Genomic DNA, 20250 nt, shown 5'->3' on the forward strand with positions numbered 1-20250 from the left:
AGCGATCTTGTGACGATCATCGTGACGGAAAAAGCATGGTTAAAGGAAGAACATAAATGAACGCAATCACGAGAGTCATGGTCATTGAGGATGATATTGCGATTGCAGAGCTACACCATCGTTATTTAGAACAGATGGGTGGCTTTGACGTGGTCGGAATTGCCACCACACAGTCTGAAGCGCTCATGCAATTAGACATCTTAAAACCGGATTTAGTGTTATTGGATGTGTACCTGCCAGACGGGTGTGGGCTCGATATTCTTAATCACGTAAGAGGGAGCAACCAAGGCTGCGATGTCATCTTGATTACAGCAGCCCGAGACGTAGACACCTTGCAGACAGCAATGCGCGGCGGTGTTGTCGACTACTTACTGAAACCGGTGATGTTCCCTCGCTTGGAAGCAGCGTTGAAAAAGTATCAATCACAGCAACAAGAGTTTGAAAGCGTGTCTGATTTGAACCAAGGTTTGGTTGATAAGATGCTGCAAGCCAATGCGAAAGCAGACTCAGCTAAAGTATCGACGTTACCTAAAGGGATCGATGGTGTAACGCTTGATAAGATCAGAGCCATTTTTCAACAAACTGATGCGACGAATATTACGGCTGATGAGGCCGGTGAGCGCATTGGTGCAAGTCGAACCACCGCTAGACGCTATTTAGAATTTTTGATTACAACTGGTGAGTTAGTCGCGGACCTAAATTACGGTACCGTGGGCCGCCCAGAGCGTTGCTACAACAAATCACGAAGATAAAGACTGCATTATCAAAATAAATATAAAGCCAGTTGAATAAGCTGGTTTTACCTTATTCTCCCCTTACCATTGCTCACTCCACCGACCAGATACCGTTCTTTCTTGACTACAATGTTTGAGAATGCCGATTTGCTTCTCCCTCGGGCCAAAAGAACTGAGCTATCGATTAGAATTTGTTCTAAATGAGTCAATATTTAATCGATTGCTTTCACAGTGGTTGATGTAAATCAAATAGTCATAGACAATACTGTCCCGAATAGAGGTGATAGCTTTCACCCTCGTTTACCAAACGCATTCTCAAATTTAATAGGCGCTTACTATTGGTGTAATAGTTAAGACCTATTATCTATTTTCGTATGTCGCTGATACCTTTGGCGAATACTAAAAACCTTGTTTTTATAGGAAAGATGATGGTAATACCTGAAAACAGCAGCATCGTTATTTTTGGTGCGTCGGGAGATCTAACTTACCGCAAGTTAATTCCTGCTCTATACCACCTGTATGCTAGCAATCAACTACCAGAATCCTTTGCGATTCTTGGAGTGAGCCGTACTGAGTACAGCGATGAGTCTTACCGTGAGAAGCTGAAGAAGTCTCTTCAGGAAATGGAAAAAACTGAGCCAGAGACGCTGAATGCATTTATTGAACATCTGCATTACCAAGCGATCAACACTTCAGATGTAGACGACTACGCTCGTTTAGCACAACGTCTAGACAAGCTTGAACAAGACTACCAATTCGAAAACCATAACACATTGTTCTACTTGGCAACGCCGCCAAGCCTATACGGTGTGATCCCAGCAAACCTTGCTGCGCATGGCCTTAACGATGAATCGAATGGCTGGCGCCGTCTGATTATCGAGAAGCCATTTGGTTACGACTTAGCTTCTGCTCAAGCGTTAGATGAAGAGATCCATCATCACTTCCAAGAACACCAGATCTACCGTATCGACCATTACCTTGGTAAAGAGACGGTTCAGAACCTTCTAGTGCTTCGTTTCTCAAACGCGATGTTTGAACCACTGTGGAACCGTAACTTTATTGAATACGTTGAAATCACGGGTGCTGAATTCCTTGGCGTTGAAGAACGTGGCGGATACTACGATGGTTCTGGAGCCGTTCGCGACATGTTCCAAAACCACTTGCTACAAGTGCTAGCAATGGTAGGCATGGAGCCGCCTGCGCAAATTAACGCTGATTCTATTCGTGATGAAGTGGTTAAAGTGCTTCAGTGTCTGAAACCATTAGAAGAAGATGATCTGCGTAAAGACTTAGTATTAGGTCAGTACACAGCATCAGATGTTCGTGGTCAGCAGCTTCTAGGCTACCGTGAAGAACATGGCGTAGCGGATGATTCTCGTACCGAGACTTACATTGGCTTGAAAGCTCACATCAATAACTGGCGTTGGAATGGTGTTCCTTTCTACGTGCGTACAGGTAAACGCTTACCAACACGTGTGACTGAAATCGTGATTCACTTTAAGAACACGCCACACCCAGTATTTGGTCAAGATGCACCAGAGAATAAGCTGATTATCCGTATCCAACCGGACGAAGGTATTCAGATGAGCTTTGGTTTGAAAGAGCCAGGCGCAGGCTTTAAAGCAAAAGAAGTGAAAATGAACTTCTCTTACTCTGACTTGCCAGAAACTCAAATGCTAACGGCTTACGAGCGTCTTCTTCTTGATGCACTGAACGGTGATGCGACTCTGTTTGCACGTACCGATGCAGTAGAAGCATGTTGGAAGTACGTTCAACCCATCTTAGACTTCAAGCAAGATCCTCAAGCACTGTTTGGCTATGCTTGTGGTACTTGGGGCCCACAGGAAGCAGATGAACTTCTGCAACGTGATGGCCGCGCATGGCGTTTCCCATGCAAAAACTTAACAGACACGGATTACTGCGAACTATGATCAATCACAAGATCTTTGCAACGCCTGAACTGGTTGTTGAAAACCTAGCAAACGAAATGAAAGCGTACAGCGAGCAGGGCAAACCTGTTCACATTTCACTGTCTGGTGGCAGCACACCAAAAATGCTTTTCAAGCTTTTAGCGCAAGCACCATACTCAGAAGGCATTCAATGGAATAACCTTCACTTCTGGTGGGGTGATGAGCGTTGTGTTGCACCAGACGACGCTGAAAGCAATTTTGGTGAAGCGAATGCTTTGTTGTTTACTCAAGTAAACCTTCCTGCTGAAAACATCCACCGCATCCGTGGTGAAGATGAACCTAAAGCAGAAGCAGAGCGTTTCGCAAAAGAGATGGCAGATGTCATCCCAACAGAAAACGGCACGCCAGTTTTCGATTGGATTCTGCTAGGTGTTGGCGCAGACGGCCACACTGCTTCACTATTCCCGGGTGCAACCAACTACCAAGACGAGAACCTGTCTGTACTGGCTTCTCACCCTGAGTCTGGTCAAATCCGCGTTTCTAAAACAGCAAAAGTTTTAGAAGCAGCAAAACGAATCAGCTACCTAGTACTTGGTGCCGGTAAAGTTGAGATCGTTAAAGAAATTCATACAACTCCTGCTTCAGAACTGCCTTACCCGGCAGCGAAAATCCAGTCTAAAACTGGCGAAACAGAGTGGTTCCTAGATTCAAATGCAGCAAGTGCTATCGCATAAGTGCGAATAGCCGCAAGGAGATAAAATAATGAAAGGTGATATCGGTGTAATTGGCCTAGCAGTAATGGGTCAGAACCTTATCCTAAACATGAACGACCACGGCTTCAAAGTTGTGGCTCACAACCGTACTGCTGCTAAAGTAGACGAGTTCCTAGAAGGCCCAGCTAAAGGTACTAACATTGTTGGTGCTTACTCTCTAGAAGAGCTAGTTGAGAAGCTAGAAGCGCCACGTAAAGTGATGCTTATGGTTCGTGCTGGTGACGTTGTAGACACGTTCATCGAAAACCTAATCCCACTTCTAGACGAAGGTGACATCATCATTGATGGTGGTAACACTAACTACCCAGACACTAACCGTCGTGTAGCGCATTGTCGTGAGAAAGGCATCCACTTCATCGGTACTGGTGTATCTGGTGGTGAAGAAGGTGCTCGTTTCGGTCCTTCAATCATGCCAGGCGGCGCGGCTGAAGCTTGGGAAGCGGTTAAGCCAATCTTCCAAGGTATCTCTGCAAAAACTGACGCTGGTGAGCCTTGTTGTGACTGGGTTGGTAACGACGGTGCTGGTCACTTCGTTAAGATGGTACACAACGGCATCGAATACGGTGACATGCAGCTTATCACTGAAGCATACCAGTTCATGAAAGATGGCCTAGGTATGTCTGCTGACGAGATGCAAGCAGTATTCGCTGACTGGAACAAAACTGAGCTAGACAGCTACCTAGTTGAAATCACTGCAGACATCCTTGGCTACAAAGATGAAGACGGTGAAGCGCTAGTTGAGAAGATCCTAGACACTGCAGGCCAAAAAGGTACGGGTAAGTGGACGGGTATCAACGCACTAGACCTGGGTATCCCACTAACTCTAATCTCTGAGTCTGTATTCTCTCGTTGCCTGTCTGCTCTTAAAGACCAACGTGTTGAAGCTGAAGCTTTGTTTGAGAAGACAATCACTCCAGTTGGAGGCGACAAGCAAGAGTGGGTTGATGCACTACGTCAAGCTCTACTGGCTTCTAAGATCATTTCTTACGCTCAAGGTTTCATGCTAATGCGTGAAGCATCAAACGAAAACGGCTGGGACCTAAACTACGGTAACGTAGCACTAATGTGGCGTGGCGGTTGTATCATCCGTTCTGCTTTCCTAGGCAACATCCGTGATGCGTACGAAGCGAACCCAGATATCGCATTCCTAGGCTCTGATGAGTACTTCAAGAACATCCTACAAGGCAGCCTAGTAGCATGGCGCAAAGTAGCAGCGAAATCTCTAGAGTCTGGTATCCCAATGCCATGTACGATTTCTGCGCTATCTTTCCTAGACGGTTACACAACAGCACGTCTACCAGCGAACCTGCTTCAAGCTCAACGTGACTACTTCGGTGCTCACACTTACGAGCGTACTGACCGTCCACGTGGTGAGTTCTTCCACACAAACTGGACTGGTACAGGCGGCGACACTGCTTCTACAACTTACGACGTATAATCGTTATGTAGCTTCAGTTAAGAACCTTGTTGTTCTTATTAGCTGTAAATTAGAAAATAAAAGGATGCCGATTGGCATCCTTTTTTGTTGGTTCACTGTTTTAATCAGTTACTTCGAAGTATTACTATCATTTTTGCTAACTCGAACTCAGGCTATTTGCTTAAACTCAGATTGAACTTGATCGCGTATGCGTAGTTGAACTGACAGGGTGTTGGTAATGATATTCCGGACGTTAAGTGACCAATTCGAAATTAAATTCAAAGATAAATAGGATCACCAGCATGCTTTATGCCATCATAAAGGCATAGATAAGGGCAATGGATGTAATGCCCAAGTGATTGAGCTAGAAGCGGTCAGTGATGACGGTGTTCTAGAGTATATTCAAGGCCTTTAGTTGCCTTGGAAAAGGTAAAGATATGACTGAAGAAGAAAGAATCGAACTGCAACAAAATAACCCGCTGCATGGCTTAAAGCTTGAAACTATGATCACTGAATTAGTAGATCATTATGGTTGGGAAATTTTAGATGCAGCTATGCGTATGAACTGCTTTAACACTAAGCCTACAGTAGCAAGCGCAGTTAAATACTTGAAGAAAACGGAATGGGCTCGTGAGAAGGTTGAGAACTTCTATCTTTACCGTTTCAAGCGTATGCCTAAAGCATCGGATATCGAATATCAGATGCCTCCGCGCTCACGTACATTCCGCCATGGGCTAGAGCCTCGTGAGCCAATGGAACTAACGGTTGAGTCTATCCACGCTTCTCAAGCTAAAGCTGCGTCAGCGTTTAAAGAGCGCCGCGGCGGTAACGGTCGTAACTTTCGTCGTTAATAAGAAGGCTTCGTTAGTAAGAGCCGTCGTTAGATAAGGCGTAGATAATTAATGCGCTTAATTAGACAAGCGAAAAACACAAAAGGAGCCTAAGCGCTCCTTTTTTAATGCGTATAACTATTAAATCCGTCTAAAGCTTATTGTTCTTGAGCCTTAAGCTTCGCGGTTCTTTCTTTGATTCTTCCAAAGGTCGACGACATAGACAATGGCGCTGATCAGTAAGAATAGCGCTGACACAGAAAACAGAGCGGGCATTTTTAGGATCCACGCAAATGTGGCAGCAAGAAAAGCGACAAAGCAAATGAGTCGACTTGATGACATGACATGACCGAGTTTAATGTTCATAACGCCTCCTAATGAAGTCTCACATTCGACAGGAGAATTATCCCACCTTTGGCAAAATAAAGGCTAAAAAACAGTCTAAATTGTTATCAAATTTGCTAATTGAAAGATTCGCCTCACATATTTTGGCTTGGCTGTTTTATAAGCAATAAAATAGCGGAATAGGTATTGAGATCGTGGAGTCTTTTCGGTCTGTCTTTCATGTTGAAAGCCTATTGAACCGAACGTCTAGTTAGCATAAAAAAAGTAAGCGGTGATCAAAAAGCTAGCGATGATCACTGTGGTACGAACATATTGTTGAGGAATCCGGCGAGAGATTTTTGCTGAATAATAACCGCCAACCAATGTACCCAGTAATACAGCTATACCAGACGGCCAATCAATCGAACCATTGACGACAAAAAACACAATAGCGGCGAGTGAGGCACATGCGGACACGAGCAGTTTGATGCCATTCATCACGTTGATGTTGGTGTAACCAGCAAGTGCCAAATAACTCAATGTCACGATGCCCAAGCCAGCATTAAAATACCCACCGTAGACACAAACAATCAAAAGCAATAGAGCGGAAAAAAATGCACCTGCGCTGGTTGCATGTTTATGTTTTTCTGTGGCTTGCTTGAGCCATTTATTGAGCGTACCGCCAAACGTGAATAGCAGAGCAGCAAACAGTAATAACCAAGGAACGGATTGCGTGAACAGCGCTTCTGGGGTGTGCAGCAGTAGAAACGCACCGATACCGCCACCAACTATGCACAAAGCAATGGTCAGTTTTAACTGCTTAGTACCGGATTGAATTTCGTGGCGTAGAGCGTAGGCTCCGCTAATATAGCCTGCGCACGAAGCAAAGGTATTGGTCGCGTTGGCTGCAATAGGAGGCACGCCAGCAAACAAAAGAGCGGGGAAGGTGATGAAACTGCCTCCTCCAGCAATAGAGTTAAGCACGCCACCAATCACACCTGACAAGAATAGAATCAACCAATCCATAGTTTTAGAATCCAATGCGTTAAATGACTGGTTACCTTACTTGATTTCGCTGCGAATATCAGAGCTGCGGGGTTTGAAAGTACGAGTTTGTGAGTTCGCTACCATCTTAGGGCTGTGTTTATTCTCAAAGGGCGGATACGAAAAAAGGAGCCTGAGGCTCCTTTTAGATTTCGAATTGTGTTCAATGTCTTCTATGTGTTCTAGAGCTGCATGTTGATTACACCTCGACAGGTTTTGCTCTAAAACTCTTAAATAGCTTCACTAAAAGCGGGCTAGACAATACCAGTACCGCCAGAATAGTAAACGTCATGGTAATTGGGCGTTCCCATAAAAAGCTCAGCTCACCATCACTTATCATCAGTGCGCGTCTCAAGTTCTCTTCCATCAAACCACCCAATATGAAGCCTAACAGTAGTGGTGCCAGTGGGAAGTTGGCGAGCCTTAACGCGATTGCCGCCATCGCAACCAGTAGCATCACAAATACGTCCATTGTGTTGAAAGACACCAAGTACACGCCGGTGATTGAGAAGAAGATAATCATTGGTAGTAGTACAGTTCTTGGTACCGCGAGCAGTTTCGAAATATAAGGGATTAGGGGTAGGTTCAAGATAACCAGTACGATGTTGCCAAAGTACATAGAGATAATTACTGACCAAAATACATCTGGATGTTCAACGAACAAACGCGGACCTGGTTGAATACCATAGGCGATCAACGCACCAAGCATAATCGCGGTTGTACCTGAGCCCGGAATACCAAGCGTTAGTAGCGGAACGAATGAGCCACTTGAAGCTGCATTGTTTGCTGATTCAGGAGCAACAAGACCACGGATACTGCCTTTACCAAATTCTTTCTGTTTGTCTTTCGGTGCAAGGCTGCGCTCCATGCCGTAGCTTAAGAAAGCAGCGATGGTTGCGCCTGCGCCCGGCAGTACGCCAGTAAAGAAACCAAGAATCGAAGAGCGAATTGAAACCGGAGCCACTTCTTTGATCTCTTCTTTGGTTACTTTCATGCTACCAATATCTGACATCTTTTGGCTTTCTTCCGCACTGTTGTCTTGCTCAGGCTTAAGAATACCCATTAAGGTTTCACCGAGTGCGAACGTTGCCATAGCTAGCAACAGGAAGCTGAAGCCATCCATCAGATCCGTTAAGCCGAAAGTGAAACGTTCAACGCCAACCCCTTTGTCGATACCTACGGTTGATAGCATCAAACCAAGAATGGTCATCATCCACGCTTTAATTACCTGACCTGGGCCTGCAAACGCCGCTACAGCCGATAAACCTAGTAACATCAATGCAAAGTAGTCAGAAGACTGGAAGCTCAATGACACGCTTGCTAGAGCCGGAGCTGCGATCAAAAGCATGATTGCTGAAAGCGTACCGCCAGTGAACGAAGAGTAAGCCGCGAGTGCTAGCGCTTTACCTGCTTGTCCTTTTTGAGCCATCGGGTAGCCATCAAACGCGGTGACTACCGTTGAAGAACAACCCGGAGCATTGATTAAAATTGATGACGTTGAGCCACCAAATACAGCACCGTAATACACACCTGCCATCAAGATTAAGCCTGAAGAAGGGTCTAGGCCGTATGTAATAGGGATCATCAACGCGATTGCTGAAATTGGACCTAACCCCGGTAGCATGCCGATGAAGGTGCCAACGAAACAGCCCACAATTACCATCATGATGTTCATTGGCATCACAGCGGTCGAAAGTCCTTGTAAAATTCCGTCTAACATAATGTTATCCCTACCAAAGAGTGAAGATTAAACCAGGCTCTAGGTAGATATCTAAGCCTTGAGTTAATAAAAGAAAGAACGCGATAACGAAAGGAAACGACGCGCCAAATAAGACAGCTTTGCGGCGCTCGCCCAGAAGGTAAAAGCCCGCCAGTAAGAAGAAACTGGTCGCTAAAACAAAGCCAAGATAAGTCAGCCCAACACCGTAAAGCGCCATTAACACCAAGAAGCCAGTCAGTAGCTTCCAGTTCAACGGCGTTGTGTCGCATGTAACTTTCTTGTCCGGTTGCCCTGTTACTAATAGGATCAACGAAAGGCCAATGCCGATAAACGTCAATAGGGTAGGTAAGGTTCTTGCTGTAAAGGGTTCGTACTCGTCACCGGGGAATAAAGGAATCAGCGTGGTTTGATAGCCGTAGCACAAGCACGCCAACATAAAGATCATGGCTCCAATGCGATCTTTCGAAAGCAAAGATTCCTTACTTAGGAATTTGGTTGGTAAGTCCGACATATCCAACTCCATTTGGGGTGGTATAAAAAGTAAAAAAGCCGTACATGAGCGAGTTAATGAAGAATGTCTGGGATCACTAACCAAAGGTAAGCGAATTACAAGGCTTGGGTGGCCACTTGCCTCTACAACGAATCAGCAAGCTTTAGCAATACACTACGAATAAACAAAGGAGTTTTAGTTAACTCATGTACGGCAAAACAGGAAAGAGTAAGAGGGCACAAAGACCCTCTCTGGTTGATGGTTATTTCAAGAAGCCAAGCTCACGCATGAGATCGCCCATTTGTTTTTCTTGGTCTTCTAGGAAGGCGTAAAAATCTTTGTCAGCTTTGTAGTTGTCGATCCAACCGTTACGGTCACGAACCACTTGCCACTCATCGGTTTTGTACATTTTGCCAAGAGCTTCGTTCCACTCGTCGATTTTCGCTTGGCTTGTACCCGGTGCGGCGAAGAAACCACGCCAGTTAGCAAATACTGTCTCGTTGCCATATTCAGTTAGTGTTGGGATGTTAGGGGCAGCGTCAAGACGCTTTGGAGCCGTGACCGCAAGCACTTTTACTTGGCCAGACTTAGACATCTCTAATACTTCACCAAGACCTGTTGAAAGCAACTGTGTTTCGCCAGAAAGCAGTGCCGCCATCGCTTTACCGCCCGCATCGTAGGCAATGTAACGCACTTTCTTCGCATCAAACCCTTCGCCCTTGAACGCCGCAGCAACCACAAGGTGATCCATGCTGCCTCGAGCAGAACCGCCAGCAATTTTCACTTTACGTGGGTTGGTTTCGAATTCTTTAACGACGTCTTCCCAAGTGTTGTACTTAGAATCTGCAGACGCGACGATAGCACCGTAATCGGCAATGGTTGCGGCTACTGGAGTTAGGTCACGGAAAGATTGAGGAAAAATACCTGTTAGTGAGCGAACAACGATAGGCGTTGAGTTCACCATCAGTGTGTCTTCTTGGCGTTGTGCTGTTTCGATTAGGTGAGCAATCGCTTTACCGCCACCGCCACCAGACAGGTTTTGGAAAGAGACATTTTCTACGATGTCTGATTTCACCAATACATCACCCGTCCCACGAGCTGTCATATCCCAACCGCCACCAGCGCCGCCAGGGATTAGGAAGTGGATTTTTTCTACGTCAGCAGCAAAAGTGTTGAAAGAAAAGGTTGCTGCGATGATAGAAGCCGCAAGAGTAGGTTTCAGTGCCTTGAACATGGTTCACGTTCCTTATGTAGGGGATCTCTTCAATGGAGAGAAACTTATGTTTTATTTCCAGCTACTAAACAGATGAGTTGGATATTGCTTAGTAGATGAAACTAAAGTTAACGGTGTGTTAATGAAATGTCTGTAATGCGGCGATATTGAGAATAAAGAACATTGGATTAATACTGTTCATAAAGTTCACGGTAGAATAGTTCTTGGTCGCTTTATACTGCTATGTATCATTAAAGAGGGTACTTATTGTGACGCAAAGAGTGATATGGAAGGACGCTCTTGAATATATGGAATAATGTATTGCTAGAGACAGTATGCCGTAGTAATAATATAAATATTGCTAGCATGTTACATTTCTGGGCTAGTGGTTACTCAAGGATAGAATAATGGCAAACACAAAAATCTCGTTACGGTTTACCGTTGGAGGGATGTTCATACTCGCGACTGTGCTAACGGCTGTGGTTGCGGTCTCTCTTCAATACTACTTCAGTAAAAAAATGGCGACGGAGAATACTCTGTCAAAGTTGACGATGGTATCTCATGACCTGAGTGATTATATCGGCGAGATTGACTCTGACGCAGCCAACACCGCGCGTTTACTTGCTTCAGTGAAACGATCTATCAGTAACAAAATATCGAAAGAAGAGTCGCGTAGTATTCTTTCTGAAGCCATTAAAGATAACCCTCTCTTTTATAGTATTTACGTTGGCTCATCCAATGAAAATTTCTTCCAAATTATTAACCTAGAATCTGCCCCTGTCGTTAGAGAAAAAATAGGTGCACAACAAACGGATCGTTGGGTTGTGGTTGAGATTCATAATATAGGGGAGGAGCGCGTCCGTACGACGAAATATTTTGACCAAGAGTTTACGCTAAGAGACTCAACTACGGATCAGAGCAACTACTTTCCAACGACAAGGCCTTGGTATGTTTCTGCCAATGTTCAGTCGGTCGAAAAAACTCAGCCATACCTTTTCCAACATTTACAAATTACCGGGCAAACTTATTCTTTAGCGTTTGATGCGAAAATCGAATCTGAAGTTCAACATGTGATTGGTATTGATATTGTGCTGTCTTCTTTGGCTAACAAATTATCGGGTACGGCACTTGGATTAGCAGAAGATAGTAAGGTTGAGTCTTTCTTATATTCGAAATCGGGTAACATTATTGCGTCTAACCTCAAGGTTAATAATCAGGAACCGGAGTTTGATGTATCAAAACTGATGCTATCATCTGAGCAAAAAGCCTTGGTTAATGATACTCCTCCGCTGTTAGTGTCTAATCAAAATGATTGGGGGCCGATGGACTTTTCAGTGGCGGGAAAACCAAACGGCTATGCGATAGACCTTCTCAAAATGATTGGTGATATGACTGGGATCAGGTTTGAATTTGTGAATGGTTTTTCTTGGGGAGAGCTTGTCAATAAGTTTCAAGAAGGAACTATAGATGGGCTGCAATCGGTGCAAAATTATAAAAATAATGGCATAAACGGCCGCTACACCACTCCAATCTATGAATTACCGTTTGCTATCGTGACCAGAGAAGACGCGAAGACTATTACTAATTATGCCGAGCTTGAGGAAAAAAAAGTAGCCATTTTATCTGGGTGGTCAATTATTCCTAAGTTAAGGGAAGACTTTCCGAATATTGATTTAGTTGAGTTTGAAAACCTAGAGTCCGCATTTAATTCAATTGAAAGCGGAGAGAATTTTGCATTCTTAGACGCTGAACCCGTGCTCTCGTTTGCATTAGATAGGTTTTTCCAACCTGGCCTTGTTGTCAATGGGGCTCTAGAAGATCTAAAACAGAACTACTCAAATCAATTCCATTTGGTGTTGCAGAGCAAGCATAAGCAATTGCTTCCAATTATTGACAAAGCTATCAGTGAGTTAAGTGGTGAACAACTTGATGCCTTAGCGAAAAAGTGGCTCCATGATACCGGCTTTAATACGAATACGACGGTTCCTTATACTGAACTTTATGATTTGACTAATGAAGCAACGGTTGAAGGCAGTATGATAAGGGTAGAGTTGAATGGCGAGATCAAGCATCTCTATTTAAAGAAAATAGACACGGGCGAACACTACTCTGAGTATTTTGCGGTATTGATTCCCGAAACTGAAATCTTTAGTACAGTCAATAAACGTCTAGCAACCTCTGTTGGCGTAACGATGTTACTGATGAGTTTGACCTTGCCTATTGCTTGGGTTTTTGGTGCGCCGATAGTGCGTCCTATTCGTCAATTAGAGGAGGAGACTCATAAGATCAAGATGCGTGATTATGACAGTGTCGAGACTGTTGAGACTCGAATTAAAGAAGTGTGGGAGCTATCTGTGGCGGTAAAAGACATGGCGATGGAACTCAAACAACATGAGCTAACCCAAGAAGCCTTTGTTGAGTCGTTCATTAAACTTATCGCTCAAGCGATCGATGATAAATCCGCTTATACGGCTGGGCATTGTAATCGTGTACCAGAACTCGGATTGATGTTGGCTGACGCGGCTGAGAAATCACAGTCCGATAATTTCAAAGATTTTGAGTTTAAAAATGATGATGAACGCCGTGAATTCAGAATTGCGGCTTGGCTTCATGACTGTGGCAAGATCACCACACCTGAACATATCGTAGATAAAGGTACGAAGCTAGAAGCGAACTACAACCGAATTCACGAGGTGAGAACTCGATTTGAAGTACTTTGGCGTGATGCGGAAATCACCGCTTTGAGAAAGCAACTTGAAGGTACGCTATCAACCCAGCAGATCGCTGAAGAACTCTCAGTCACTAAGCAACGATTGCAAGACGATTTTGCGTTTATCGCGACATCTAATGTTGGTGGTGAATTCATGAGTGATGACAAAGTCACTCGTATTCGCTCGATAGCTGAGACGACCTGGACGCGTCACTTTGATGATCAACTTGGTCTATCACCGATAGAGGCAATGAATCGAGAGCCGAGTTCAAGTTTACCAGCCACAGAACCACTTTTGAGTGATAAGCCAGAGCACATAGTGAAAAGAGATAGGCCGTTAGAATTTGACCCGAAACATCAAATTAAAATGGATGTGCCTGAGCACTTATACAACCTAGGCGAAGTCTACAATCTGAGTATTGCACGCGGTACATTGACTGCTGAAGACAGATTTAAGATAAACGAGCACATGCTTGGCACGATTAAGATGCTTGAGAACCTGCCATTCCCGAAAGAGCTAAGTCGTGTTCCTCGCTACGCTTCAACTCACCATGAAACACTTAAAGGTACAGGGTATCCAAGGAAGCTGACTGGTGATGACCTCTCAATCCCAGAACGTATTCTGGTGATCTCTGATATTTTTGAGGCGTTAACCGCTGCGGATAGGCCTTATAAGAAGGCGAAGCCAATCAGTGTTGCTGTCGATATCATGTATAAAATGGCATTGGACGAGCATCTCGATATCGAACTGTTTAGATTGTTCTTAACCAGTGGTACGCATGTTCGTTATGCAGAAGAGTATCTCAAACCGGAACAGATTGATTTTGTCGATATCAATAAATACCTAGAAGTCACTCGTCAGATTGCTTGACTAAAAGTTGACTTGTTAGAACGAGTTCGATGAATGAAAGGCGCACATCAGTGCGCCTTTTTTGTAGCTGATAATCGGTAAGCATGTCGATAGACACAAAGGGATCTGCGTTTGACAAGTGCGGCTACAAGTTGTCGACACATTAGTTTCGAGTAATGTTGGGGTAGGTAAGGATTTAGTCGCTGTTTTTCTTTATAAGTTATTAAGTAACAGGTGGTTAGGTTGTTTTTATTTACATTTCGAGTGAGTTTTCATCGCCTATAAAAAATACTACATTAGTCTAAATTGTCGACAATTCTCTTGATTGTCGACAATTTAATCGTGTATTTTATGTTCATGTTATGGAATTGTTGACAATTAAGGTTCAGCAATCAGAAGTGAGCAGCGTGAATATGAATACTGCAATAAAAGATCTCAGCTTAAATGCAAACATGAAAACACGTGTGAGCGATAAAGAGAACACTAAATCAGAAAATCTCACTGAGTATCTCGTTGAGGCGATTGTTAGCGGTGAGTTACTACCGGGCAGTAAGATTTCGGAACCTGAACTGGCTAAACGCTTTGAGGTAAGTCGAGGTCCATTACGTGAAGCGATAATGCGTGTGGAGGGGCTAGGGCTTATTGAACGAATTCCTCATGTTGGCGCACGAGTTATTACTTTTTCGGCAGAAAAACTGCTAGAGCTCTACGCGGTGCGAGAAGCATTGGAAGGCATGGCTGCTCGCTTAGCAGCAAGACATATTACACAAGCAGAGCTTGTCGGGCTTGAAGGATTATTGTCGACACATTCAAAGCATATCGATGAAGTAGAAGGCTCTTCTTACTTTCATCAACATGGGGATTTCGATTTCCATTACCGCATTATTAAAGCGAGTCGTAACAGCAAACTCATTTCGTTGTTGTGTGACGAGCTATATCACTTGTTACGCATGTATCGCTATCAATCGCCAAGAGCACAGTCTCGTCCAAAAGAGGCGCTAGATGAACACAAATACATTCTACAAGCGATCCGTAACCGTGATGAAGAGCTAGCAGAAATGCTTATGCGAAGACACATATCGGGAAGTCGACTGCTTATAGAACAACAAATCCAATCCAAAGAACTTGATTAACTGGCGACTGGAATCTGTCAGCAGGTCAGAGCTGGCGATAACCCAAAGCCGTAAGTCTTAAAGATTAGCTAGAAATAAACAATTAACAGGGAGCGTCATTATGAAGTTATCAGCAGGATCTAAGTTCCGACAAGCTGTGCAAGACAACGACCCATTGCAGATCGTCGGCACGGTCAATCCGTACTGCGCGATGATGGCAAAGAACTTGGGCCACCAAGCTATCTATTTGTCTGGCGGAGGTATCGCCAATGCGTCTTACGGTTTGCCTGACTTGGGCATTACTACATTGAACGATGTGTTGGTCGATGTGGAACGTATTACTAACGCGTGTGATCTGCCATTGCTGGTGGATATCGATACGGGATTTGGTGGTGCATTCAATATCGCACGTACCATTCGCGCTATGGAGAAGGCAGGCGCTGCTGCAATTCACATGGAAGATCAAGTGGCCCAAAAACGCTGTGGTCATCGACCAAATAAAGCGATTGTAAGCCAGCAAGAGATGGTCGATAGAGTTAAAGCGGCAACCGATGCTAGAACGGATGAGAGCTTTGTGATTATGGCGCGTACCGATGCGTTGGCGGTTGAAGGCATTGATAGCGCGATTGAACGAGCGATTGCGTGTGTTGAAGCGGGCGCAGACATGATTTTCCCTGAGGCGATGAATCAACTCGACCAATACGTGAAGTTCTCGGCAGCTTTGAAATCCGCCACGGGTAAACACGTGCCTATCTTGGCCAACATCACTGAGTTCGGCCAAACACCACTCTACAACTGTAAAGAGTTGGCCCAATCAAGTGTCGACATGGTGCTTTACCCATTGAGTGCGTTTCGTGCAATGAACAAAGCGGCGGAGAATGTTTACAAACACTTGTTAGTTGAAGGCAATCAAGAAGCTCTGTTGGATTCAATGCAAACCCGTAAAGAGCTTTACGAACATCTGAATTACCACGACTACGAGAACAAGCTTGATCAGTTGTTTTCAAGCGAAGGGTAAAACCAGTTTCAATTAATCAAAAATCAACTTAATCCAATAACGTGAAATGGTTAGTCGCCATATCCAGTACCGATGATAAAGATCATCGGACGTATAAACAGGCAGCACCAAAGAGTGCAGGCGGCTAACACTGAAAAGGAGTTCACCATGTCTGTATCTTTGAGTGATAAAGCAGCTGTCGACAAGGCTTCAACAGAAAAACATCAACAAAGCGAAAAACCAGCAAGTTCACCAAAAGGCGCACCTGCAATCGGTGGCGCTGGTCTACGTGGTCAGAGTGCGGGAACCACTGCGCTATGTACGGTAGGAAAATCAGGAACTGGCTTAACCTACCGTGGTTATGATATTACCGACCTTGCCAATCATGCTCAGTTCGAAGAAGTGGCGCATCTGCTACTAAGAGGTCACTTACCCAGTGAAAAAGAGTTAGATGATTACAAAACATTGCTGATTGGTTTGCGTGGCTTGCCTCAACCTTTGAAAGCAGCACTAGAGTTGATTCCCGCAGACGCTCATCCAATGGATGTGATGAGAACGGGCTGTTCAATGCTAGGTAATCTAGAGCAAGAGTCTAACTTCTCCGAGCAACTGCCTGCGACTGAACGAATGCTTGCGCTTTTCCCTGCGATTATTTGTTATTGGTACCGCTTTAGCCATGATGGTGTGCGCATTGATACTGAAGATCAAAGCGAAGCCTGTCTGGGTGGCTACTTCTTGAAAATGCTAACGGATAAAACACCTAGTGAACTTCATAAGAAGGTGATGCACTGCTCGCTAACCCTTTACGCGGAACATGAGTTTAATGCTTCAACCTTTGCCGCTCGTGTGTGTGCATCAACGCTGTCGGATATCCACTCTTGTGTCACCGCAGCGATTGGTACATTGAGAGGTCCTTTACATGGCGGTGCGAATGAAGCCGCGATGGAAATGATCCAAGATTGGCAAACCGCTGATGAAGCAGAAACTAACATCATGCAGATGCTTGCTAACAAAGACAAAATCATGGGCTTCGGTCATGCCATTTATCGTGAAAGCGACCCGCGAAATGCTCTAATCAAGCGTTGGTCAAAAGAGCTAGCTCAAGAGGTGGGAGATGAACAGCTTTACGCCGTTTCAGAACGTGTTGAAGCGGTAATGAAGCGCGAGAAAGGCTTGTTCTGTAATGCTGACTTCTTCCACGCATCGGCTTACCACTTCATGGATATCCCAACTAAACTGTTCACGCCCATCTTTGTGATGAGTCGCCTTACAGGCTGGACGGCACACGTGTTCGAACAGAGAGAAAATAATCGCATCATTCGTCCGAGTGCAGACTACACCGGGCCAGAGCATCAAGACTGGCTACCTATACATCTACGTTAGCCCTCTATATCGAGTCGACTTATATCTTGAGGTGACTTCCGTCTTCATATGACAAGGCCTCAAGAAACAACGAATAGAATTTAACAGATAATGGTGGATGTATGTCTGATGTAAAACTTGAACAAGCTCAGTCCCTTGATAAAAATCAGTACCGGAAACTTTTACCCGGAACCCATTTAGAGTATTTCGATGCTTGCGAAGCGGTAGAAGCGATATCTCCGGGCAGTTATAAAACCTTGCCTTATACGTCGAGAGTATTGGCAGAACAATTAGTAAGACGCTGTGACCCTGAAATCCTTGAAGACAGCTTAAAACAGATCATTGAACGCAAGAGCGATCTGGATTTTCCTTGGTATCCAGCGCGTGTCGTGTGTCATGACATTCTTGGTCAAACCGCCTTGGTTGATTTGGCTGGATTAAGAGACGCGATTGCAGACCAAGGCGGAGACCCTGCCAAGGTGAACCCCGTTGTTGAAACCCAGTTGATTGTTGACCACTCTCTAGCGGTAGAGCATGCAGGTTTTGATAACCAAGCGTTTGATAAAAACCGAGCAATTGAAGAGCGCAGAAACGAAGACCGTTTTCACTTTATTGAATGGTGTAAAACCGCGTTTAAAAATGTCAGTGTGATTCCTGCGGGTAATGGAATTATGCACCAGATTAACTTGGAGAAAATGTCTCCAGTGATTCAATCTAAAGAAGGCATCGCGTTTCCTGATACCTGTGTCGGCACCGACAGTCATACTCCTCATGTTGATGCTCTGGGTGTTATTGCAATCGGAGTAGGTGGTTTGGAAGCTGAGACAGTAATGCTCGGTCGTCCGTCAATGATGCGCTTGCCTGATATCGTGGGCGTCAAGCTAACGGGTCAAAGACAAGAAGGGATAACCGCAACGGATATTGTGCTCGCAATAACGGAGTTCCTTCGCAATGAGAGAGTGGTTTCAAGCTACTTGGAATTCTTCGGTGAAGGGGCTCGTGCACTGACCATTGGTGACCGTGCGACTATATCAAACATGACGCCAGAATACGGCGCGACAGCGGGTATGTTTTACATCGATGAGCAGACCATTCAATACCTAAAACTCACTGGCCGAGAGCCTGAGCAGGTTGAACTAGTCGAACGCTATGCCAAGCAAACCGGACTTTGGGCTGATGACTTAGATTCCGCTCAATACGAACGTGTGCTTGAGTTTGATTTGTCTAAAGTTGAGCGTAACCTTGCGGGGCCTTCAAATCCTCATCGCCGTTTGCCAACCAGAGAGTTGGCTGAACAAGGCATCAGTCAAGCATCTTGGAAAGAGCAGCATGCTAAGCAGTACAGCGATGATCAGATGCCCGATGGTGCCGTAATCATTGCGGCAATTACTTCTTGTACTAACACCAGTAACCCAAGAAACGTGGTCGCCGCTGCATTGGTTGCTAAGAAAGCCAATCAGCTTGGATTAGTTCGCAAGCCGTGGGTGAAAACGTCATTTGCGCCGGGCTCTAAAGTTGCCAAGCTCTATCTTGAGTCGGCAGGTTTGCTTCCTGAACTTGAACAATTGGGCTTCGGTATCGTCGGCTATGCGTGTACGACTTGTAACGGAATGAGTGGGGCGTTAGATCCTAAAATCCAACAAGAGATCATCGACCGCGACCTATATTCAACCGCCGTGTTGTCAGGGAATCGAAACTTCGACGGTCGAATCCATCCTCATGCTAAACAAGCATTTTTAGCCTCACCGCCATTGGTGGTTGCTTATGCCTTGGCTGGCACGATTCGTTTTGATATCGAGAAAGACAGCTTAGGCACTGACAACAATGGTAAACCAATCTACTTAAGTGATTTATGGCCGAGTGATGCCGAGATCGATGCCGTTGTCGGTGAGCATGTTAAGCCTCAGCAATTCCAACAAATCTACGTGAAAATGTTCCAGCCAGATGAGGATCAGGTAACGACTGAACCGCTTTATGACTGGCGATCTCAAAGTACCTATATACGCAGACCGCCTTATTGGGAAGGGGCTCTTGCGGGAGAGCGAAGCTTATCTGGTATGAGACCCTTGGCTATTCTGGGGGACAACATCACTACGGACCATTTATCTCCTTCAAATGCGATTCTTGCTTCGAGCGCGGCAGGGGAATACCTCACCAAAATGGAAGTCCCGGAAGAGGACTTCAACTCTTACGCGACTCATCGAGGTGATCACTTAACCGCGCAACGAGCAACATTCGCCAATCCTAAGCTGTTTAATGAAATGGTGAAGGACGCCGGAGAAGTCGTGCAAGGTTCATTAGCAAGGGTTGAACCCGAAGGGCAAGTTACACGAATGTGGGAAGCGATAGAAACCTACATGAACCGTAAACAACCCTTAATTGTTGTAGCTGGTGCCGATTATGGACAAGGTTCATCACGTGATTGGGCAGCCAAAGGTGTGCGCTTAGCGGGTGTTGAAGTGATTGTGGCTGAAGGGTTTGAACGAATCCACAGAACCAACCTGGTTGGCATGGGCGTGTTGCCTCTGCAGTTTAAAGCGGGAACCAATCGCAACACTTTAGAACTGGATGGTACAGAGCTATACGACGTGTATGGCGACATTGAAGCAGGTGCTGATTTGGCTTTAGTGATCACTCGTAAAAGCGGTGAAAAGCTTGATGTGCCAGTAACCTGTCGATTAGACACCGCTGACGAAGTGAATGTGTACAGCGCTGGTGGCGTATTGCAACGTTTCGCTAAAGACTTTCTCGCACAGTAGGGGCC

The 20250-nt window shown here is 45.1% G+C and carries 15 protein-coding genes; 10 read left to right on the forward strand and 5 right to left on the reverse strand.

The window, feature by feature from the left end:
* Nucleotides 1-56: 56 nt before the first annotated feature.
* The 5 genes from BCT34_RS21485 (at nucleotide 57) to BCT34_RS21505 (ending at nucleotide 5685) form a co-directional block, all read left to right on the forward strand.
* Complete coding sequence (locus BCT34_RS21485; protein ID WP_076652573.1) at nucleotides 57-752, forward strand: response regulator; 696 nt, start codon at nucleotides 57-59, stop codon at nucleotides 750-752.
* A 410-nt stretch (nucleotides 753-1162) separates the two neighbouring features.
* The gene (zwf, locus tag BCT34_RS21490) at nucleotides 1163-2665 is read left to right on the forward strand and encodes a glucose-6-phosphate dehydrogenase (protein ID WP_076652571.1); all 1503 of its coding nucleotides are present in this window, start codon (nucleotides 1163-1165) and stop codon (nucleotides 2663-2665) included.
* Nucleotides 2662-3378 (forward strand): 6-phosphogluconolactonase, encoded by a 717-nt coding sequence (pgl, locus tag BCT34_RS21495; protein WP_076652568.1) that lies wholly within the window; start codon nucleotides 2662-2664, stop codon nucleotides 3376-3378. Before zwf ends, pgl begins: the two co-directional genes overlap by 4 nt.
* Nucleotides 3379-3406: 28 nt before the next feature.
* Entirely contained in the window at nucleotides 3407-4855 is a 1449-nt protein-coding gene (gnd, locus tag BCT34_RS21500) for a decarboxylating NADP(+)-dependent phosphogluconate dehydrogenase (protein WP_076652565.1), read from the forward strand.
* Between the two features lie 416 nt (nucleotides 4856-5271).
* A complete protein-coding gene (locus BCT34_RS21505) occupies nucleotides 5272-5685 on the forward strand; it encodes a VF530 family DNA-binding protein (protein WP_010438513.1) in 414 nt (137 codons plus the stop codon).
* A gap of 153 nt (nucleotides 5686-5838) precedes the next feature.
* Here the strand turns inward: BCT34_RS21505 and BCT34_RS21510 are convergent, their stop codons facing one another.
* The 5 genes from BCT34_RS21510 to BCT34_RS21530 form a co-directional block, all read right to left on the reverse strand.
* Nucleotides 5839-6030: a hypothetical protein gene (locus BCT34_RS21510; protein WP_004733590.1), complete on the reverse strand. Its 192-nt coding sequence runs from the start codon at nucleotides 6028-6030 to the stop codon at nucleotides 5839-5841.
* A gap of 225 nt (nucleotides 6031-6255) precedes the next feature.
* Complete coding sequence (locus BCT34_RS21515) at nucleotides 6256-7014, reverse strand: sulfite exporter TauE/SafE family protein (RefSeq protein WP_076652562.1); 759 nt, start codon at nucleotides 7012-7014, stop codon at nucleotides 6256-6258.
* 217 nt (nucleotides 7015-7231) lie between these two features.
* On the reverse strand, nucleotides 7232-8752 hold the full coding sequence (locus BCT34_RS21520) for a tripartite tricarboxylate transporter permease (protein ID WP_076652559.1): 1521 nt from the start codon (nucleotides 8750-8752) through the stop codon (nucleotides 7232-7234).
* A 10-nt stretch (nucleotides 8753-8762) separates the two neighbouring features.
* Complete coding sequence (locus tag BCT34_RS21525; protein WP_076652557.1) at nucleotides 8763-9263, reverse strand: tripartite tricarboxylate transporter TctB family protein; 501 nt, start codon at nucleotides 9261-9263, stop codon at nucleotides 8763-8765.
* 241 nt (nucleotides 9264-9504) lie between these two features.
* Nucleotides 9505-10476: a tripartite tricarboxylate transporter substrate binding protein gene (locus BCT34_RS21530; RefSeq protein ID WP_017055247.1), complete on the reverse strand. Its 972-nt coding sequence runs from the start codon at nucleotides 10474-10476 to the stop codon at nucleotides 9505-9507.
* 386 nt (nucleotides 10477-10862) lie between these two features.
* Here BCT34_RS21530 and BCT34_RS21540 point away from each other — a divergent pair, with 386 nt between their 5' ends.
* From BCT34_RS21540 to acnD, 5 genes are all read left to right on the forward strand, one after another.
* Nucleotides 10863-14036: an HD domain-containing phosphohydrolase gene (locus tag BCT34_RS21540; RefSeq protein ID WP_076652554.1), complete on the forward strand. Its 3174-nt coding sequence runs from the start codon at nucleotides 10863-10865 to the stop codon at nucleotides 14034-14036.
* A 392-nt stretch (nucleotides 14037-14428) separates the two neighbouring features.
* Entirely contained in the window at nucleotides 14429-15148 is a 720-nt protein-coding gene (locus tag BCT34_RS21545) for a GntR family transcriptional regulator (protein ID WP_076652598.1), read from the forward strand.
* Between the two features lie 100 nt (nucleotides 15149-15248).
* Nucleotides 15249-16145 (forward strand): methylisocitrate lyase, encoded by an 897-nt coding sequence (gene prpB, locus BCT34_RS21550; protein ID WP_076652551.1) that lies wholly within the window; start codon nucleotides 15249-15251, stop codon nucleotides 16143-16145.
* A gap of 147 nt (nucleotides 16146-16292) precedes the next feature.
* The gene (gene prpC, locus BCT34_RS21555; RefSeq protein WP_076652549.1) at nucleotides 16293-17507 is read left to right on the forward strand and encodes a 2-methylcitrate synthase; all 1215 of its coding nucleotides are present in this window, start codon (nucleotides 16293-16295) and stop codon (nucleotides 17505-17507) included.
* Between the two features lie 101 nt (nucleotides 17508-17608).
* On the forward strand, nucleotides 17609-20245 hold the full coding sequence (gene acnD / locus BCT34_RS21560) for a Fe/S-dependent 2-methylisocitrate dehydratase AcnD (RefSeq protein WP_076652546.1): 2637 nt from the start codon (nucleotides 17609-17611) through the stop codon (nucleotides 20243-20245).
* The last annotated feature ends 5 nt before the right edge of the window (nucleotides 20246-20250 follow it).

Source organism: Vibrio sp. 10N.261.45.E2 (assembly GCF_002875705.1).
GTDB lineage: Bacteria > Pseudomonadota > Gammaproteobacteria > Enterobacterales > Vibrionaceae > Vibrio.

Excerpts from the sequence above, each read along its gene's own strand:
- BCT34_RS21485 (WP_076652573.1), top strand. The coding sequence starts at position 57 with ATGAACGCAATCACGAGAGTCATGGTCATTGAGGATGATATTGCGATT.
- zwf (WP_076652571.1), top strand. The coding sequence starts at position 1,163 with ATGGTAATACCTGAAAACAGCAGCATCGTTATTTTTGGTGCGTCGGGA.
- pgl (WP_076652568.1), top strand. The coding sequence starts at position 2,662 with ATGATCAATCACAAGATCTTTGCAACGCCTGAACTGGTTGTTGAAAAC.
- gnd (WP_076652565.1), top strand. The coding sequence starts at position 3,407 with ATGAAAGGTGATATCGGTGTAATTGGCCTAGCAGTAATGGGTCAGAAC.
- BCT34_RS21505 (WP_010438513.1), top strand. The coding sequence starts at position 5,272 with ATGACTGAAGAAGAAAGAATCGAACTGCAACAAAATAACCCGCTGCAT.
- BCT34_RS21510 (WP_004733590.1), bottom strand. The coding sequence starts at position 6,030 with ATGAACATTAAACTCGGTCATGTCATGTCATCAAGTCGACTCATTTGC.
- BCT34_RS21515 (WP_076652562.1), bottom strand. The coding sequence starts at position 7,014 with ATGGATTGGTTGATTCTATTCTTGTCAGGTGTGATTGGTGGCGTGCTT.
- BCT34_RS21520 (WP_076652559.1), bottom strand. The coding sequence starts at position 8,752 with ATGTTAGACGGAATTTTACAAGGACTTTCGACCGCTGTGATGCCAATG.
- BCT34_RS21525 (WP_076652557.1), bottom strand. The coding sequence starts at position 9,263 with ATGTCGGACTTACCAACCAAATTCCTAAGTAAGGAATCTTTGCTTTCG.
- BCT34_RS21530 (WP_017055247.1), bottom strand. The coding sequence starts at position 10,476 with ATGTTCAAGGCACTGAAACCTACTCTTGCGGCTTCTATCATCGCAGCA.
- BCT34_RS21540 (WP_076652554.1), top strand. The coding sequence starts at position 10,863 with ATGGCAAACACAAAAATCTCGTTACGGTTTACCGTTGGAGGGATGTTC.
- BCT34_RS21545 (WP_076652598.1), top strand. The coding sequence starts at position 14,429 with ATGAATACTGCAATAAAAGATCTCAGCTTAAATGCAAACATGAAAACA.
- prpB (WP_076652551.1), top strand. The coding sequence starts at position 15,249 with ATGAAGTTATCAGCAGGATCTAAGTTCCGACAAGCTGTGCAAGACAAC.
- prpC (WP_076652549.1), top strand. The coding sequence starts at position 16,293 with ATGTCTGTATCTTTGAGTGATAAAGCAGCTGTCGACAAGGCTTCAACA.
- acnD (WP_076652546.1), top strand. The coding sequence starts at position 17,609 with ATGTCTGATGTAAAACTTGAACAAGCTCAGTCCCTTGATAAAAATCAG.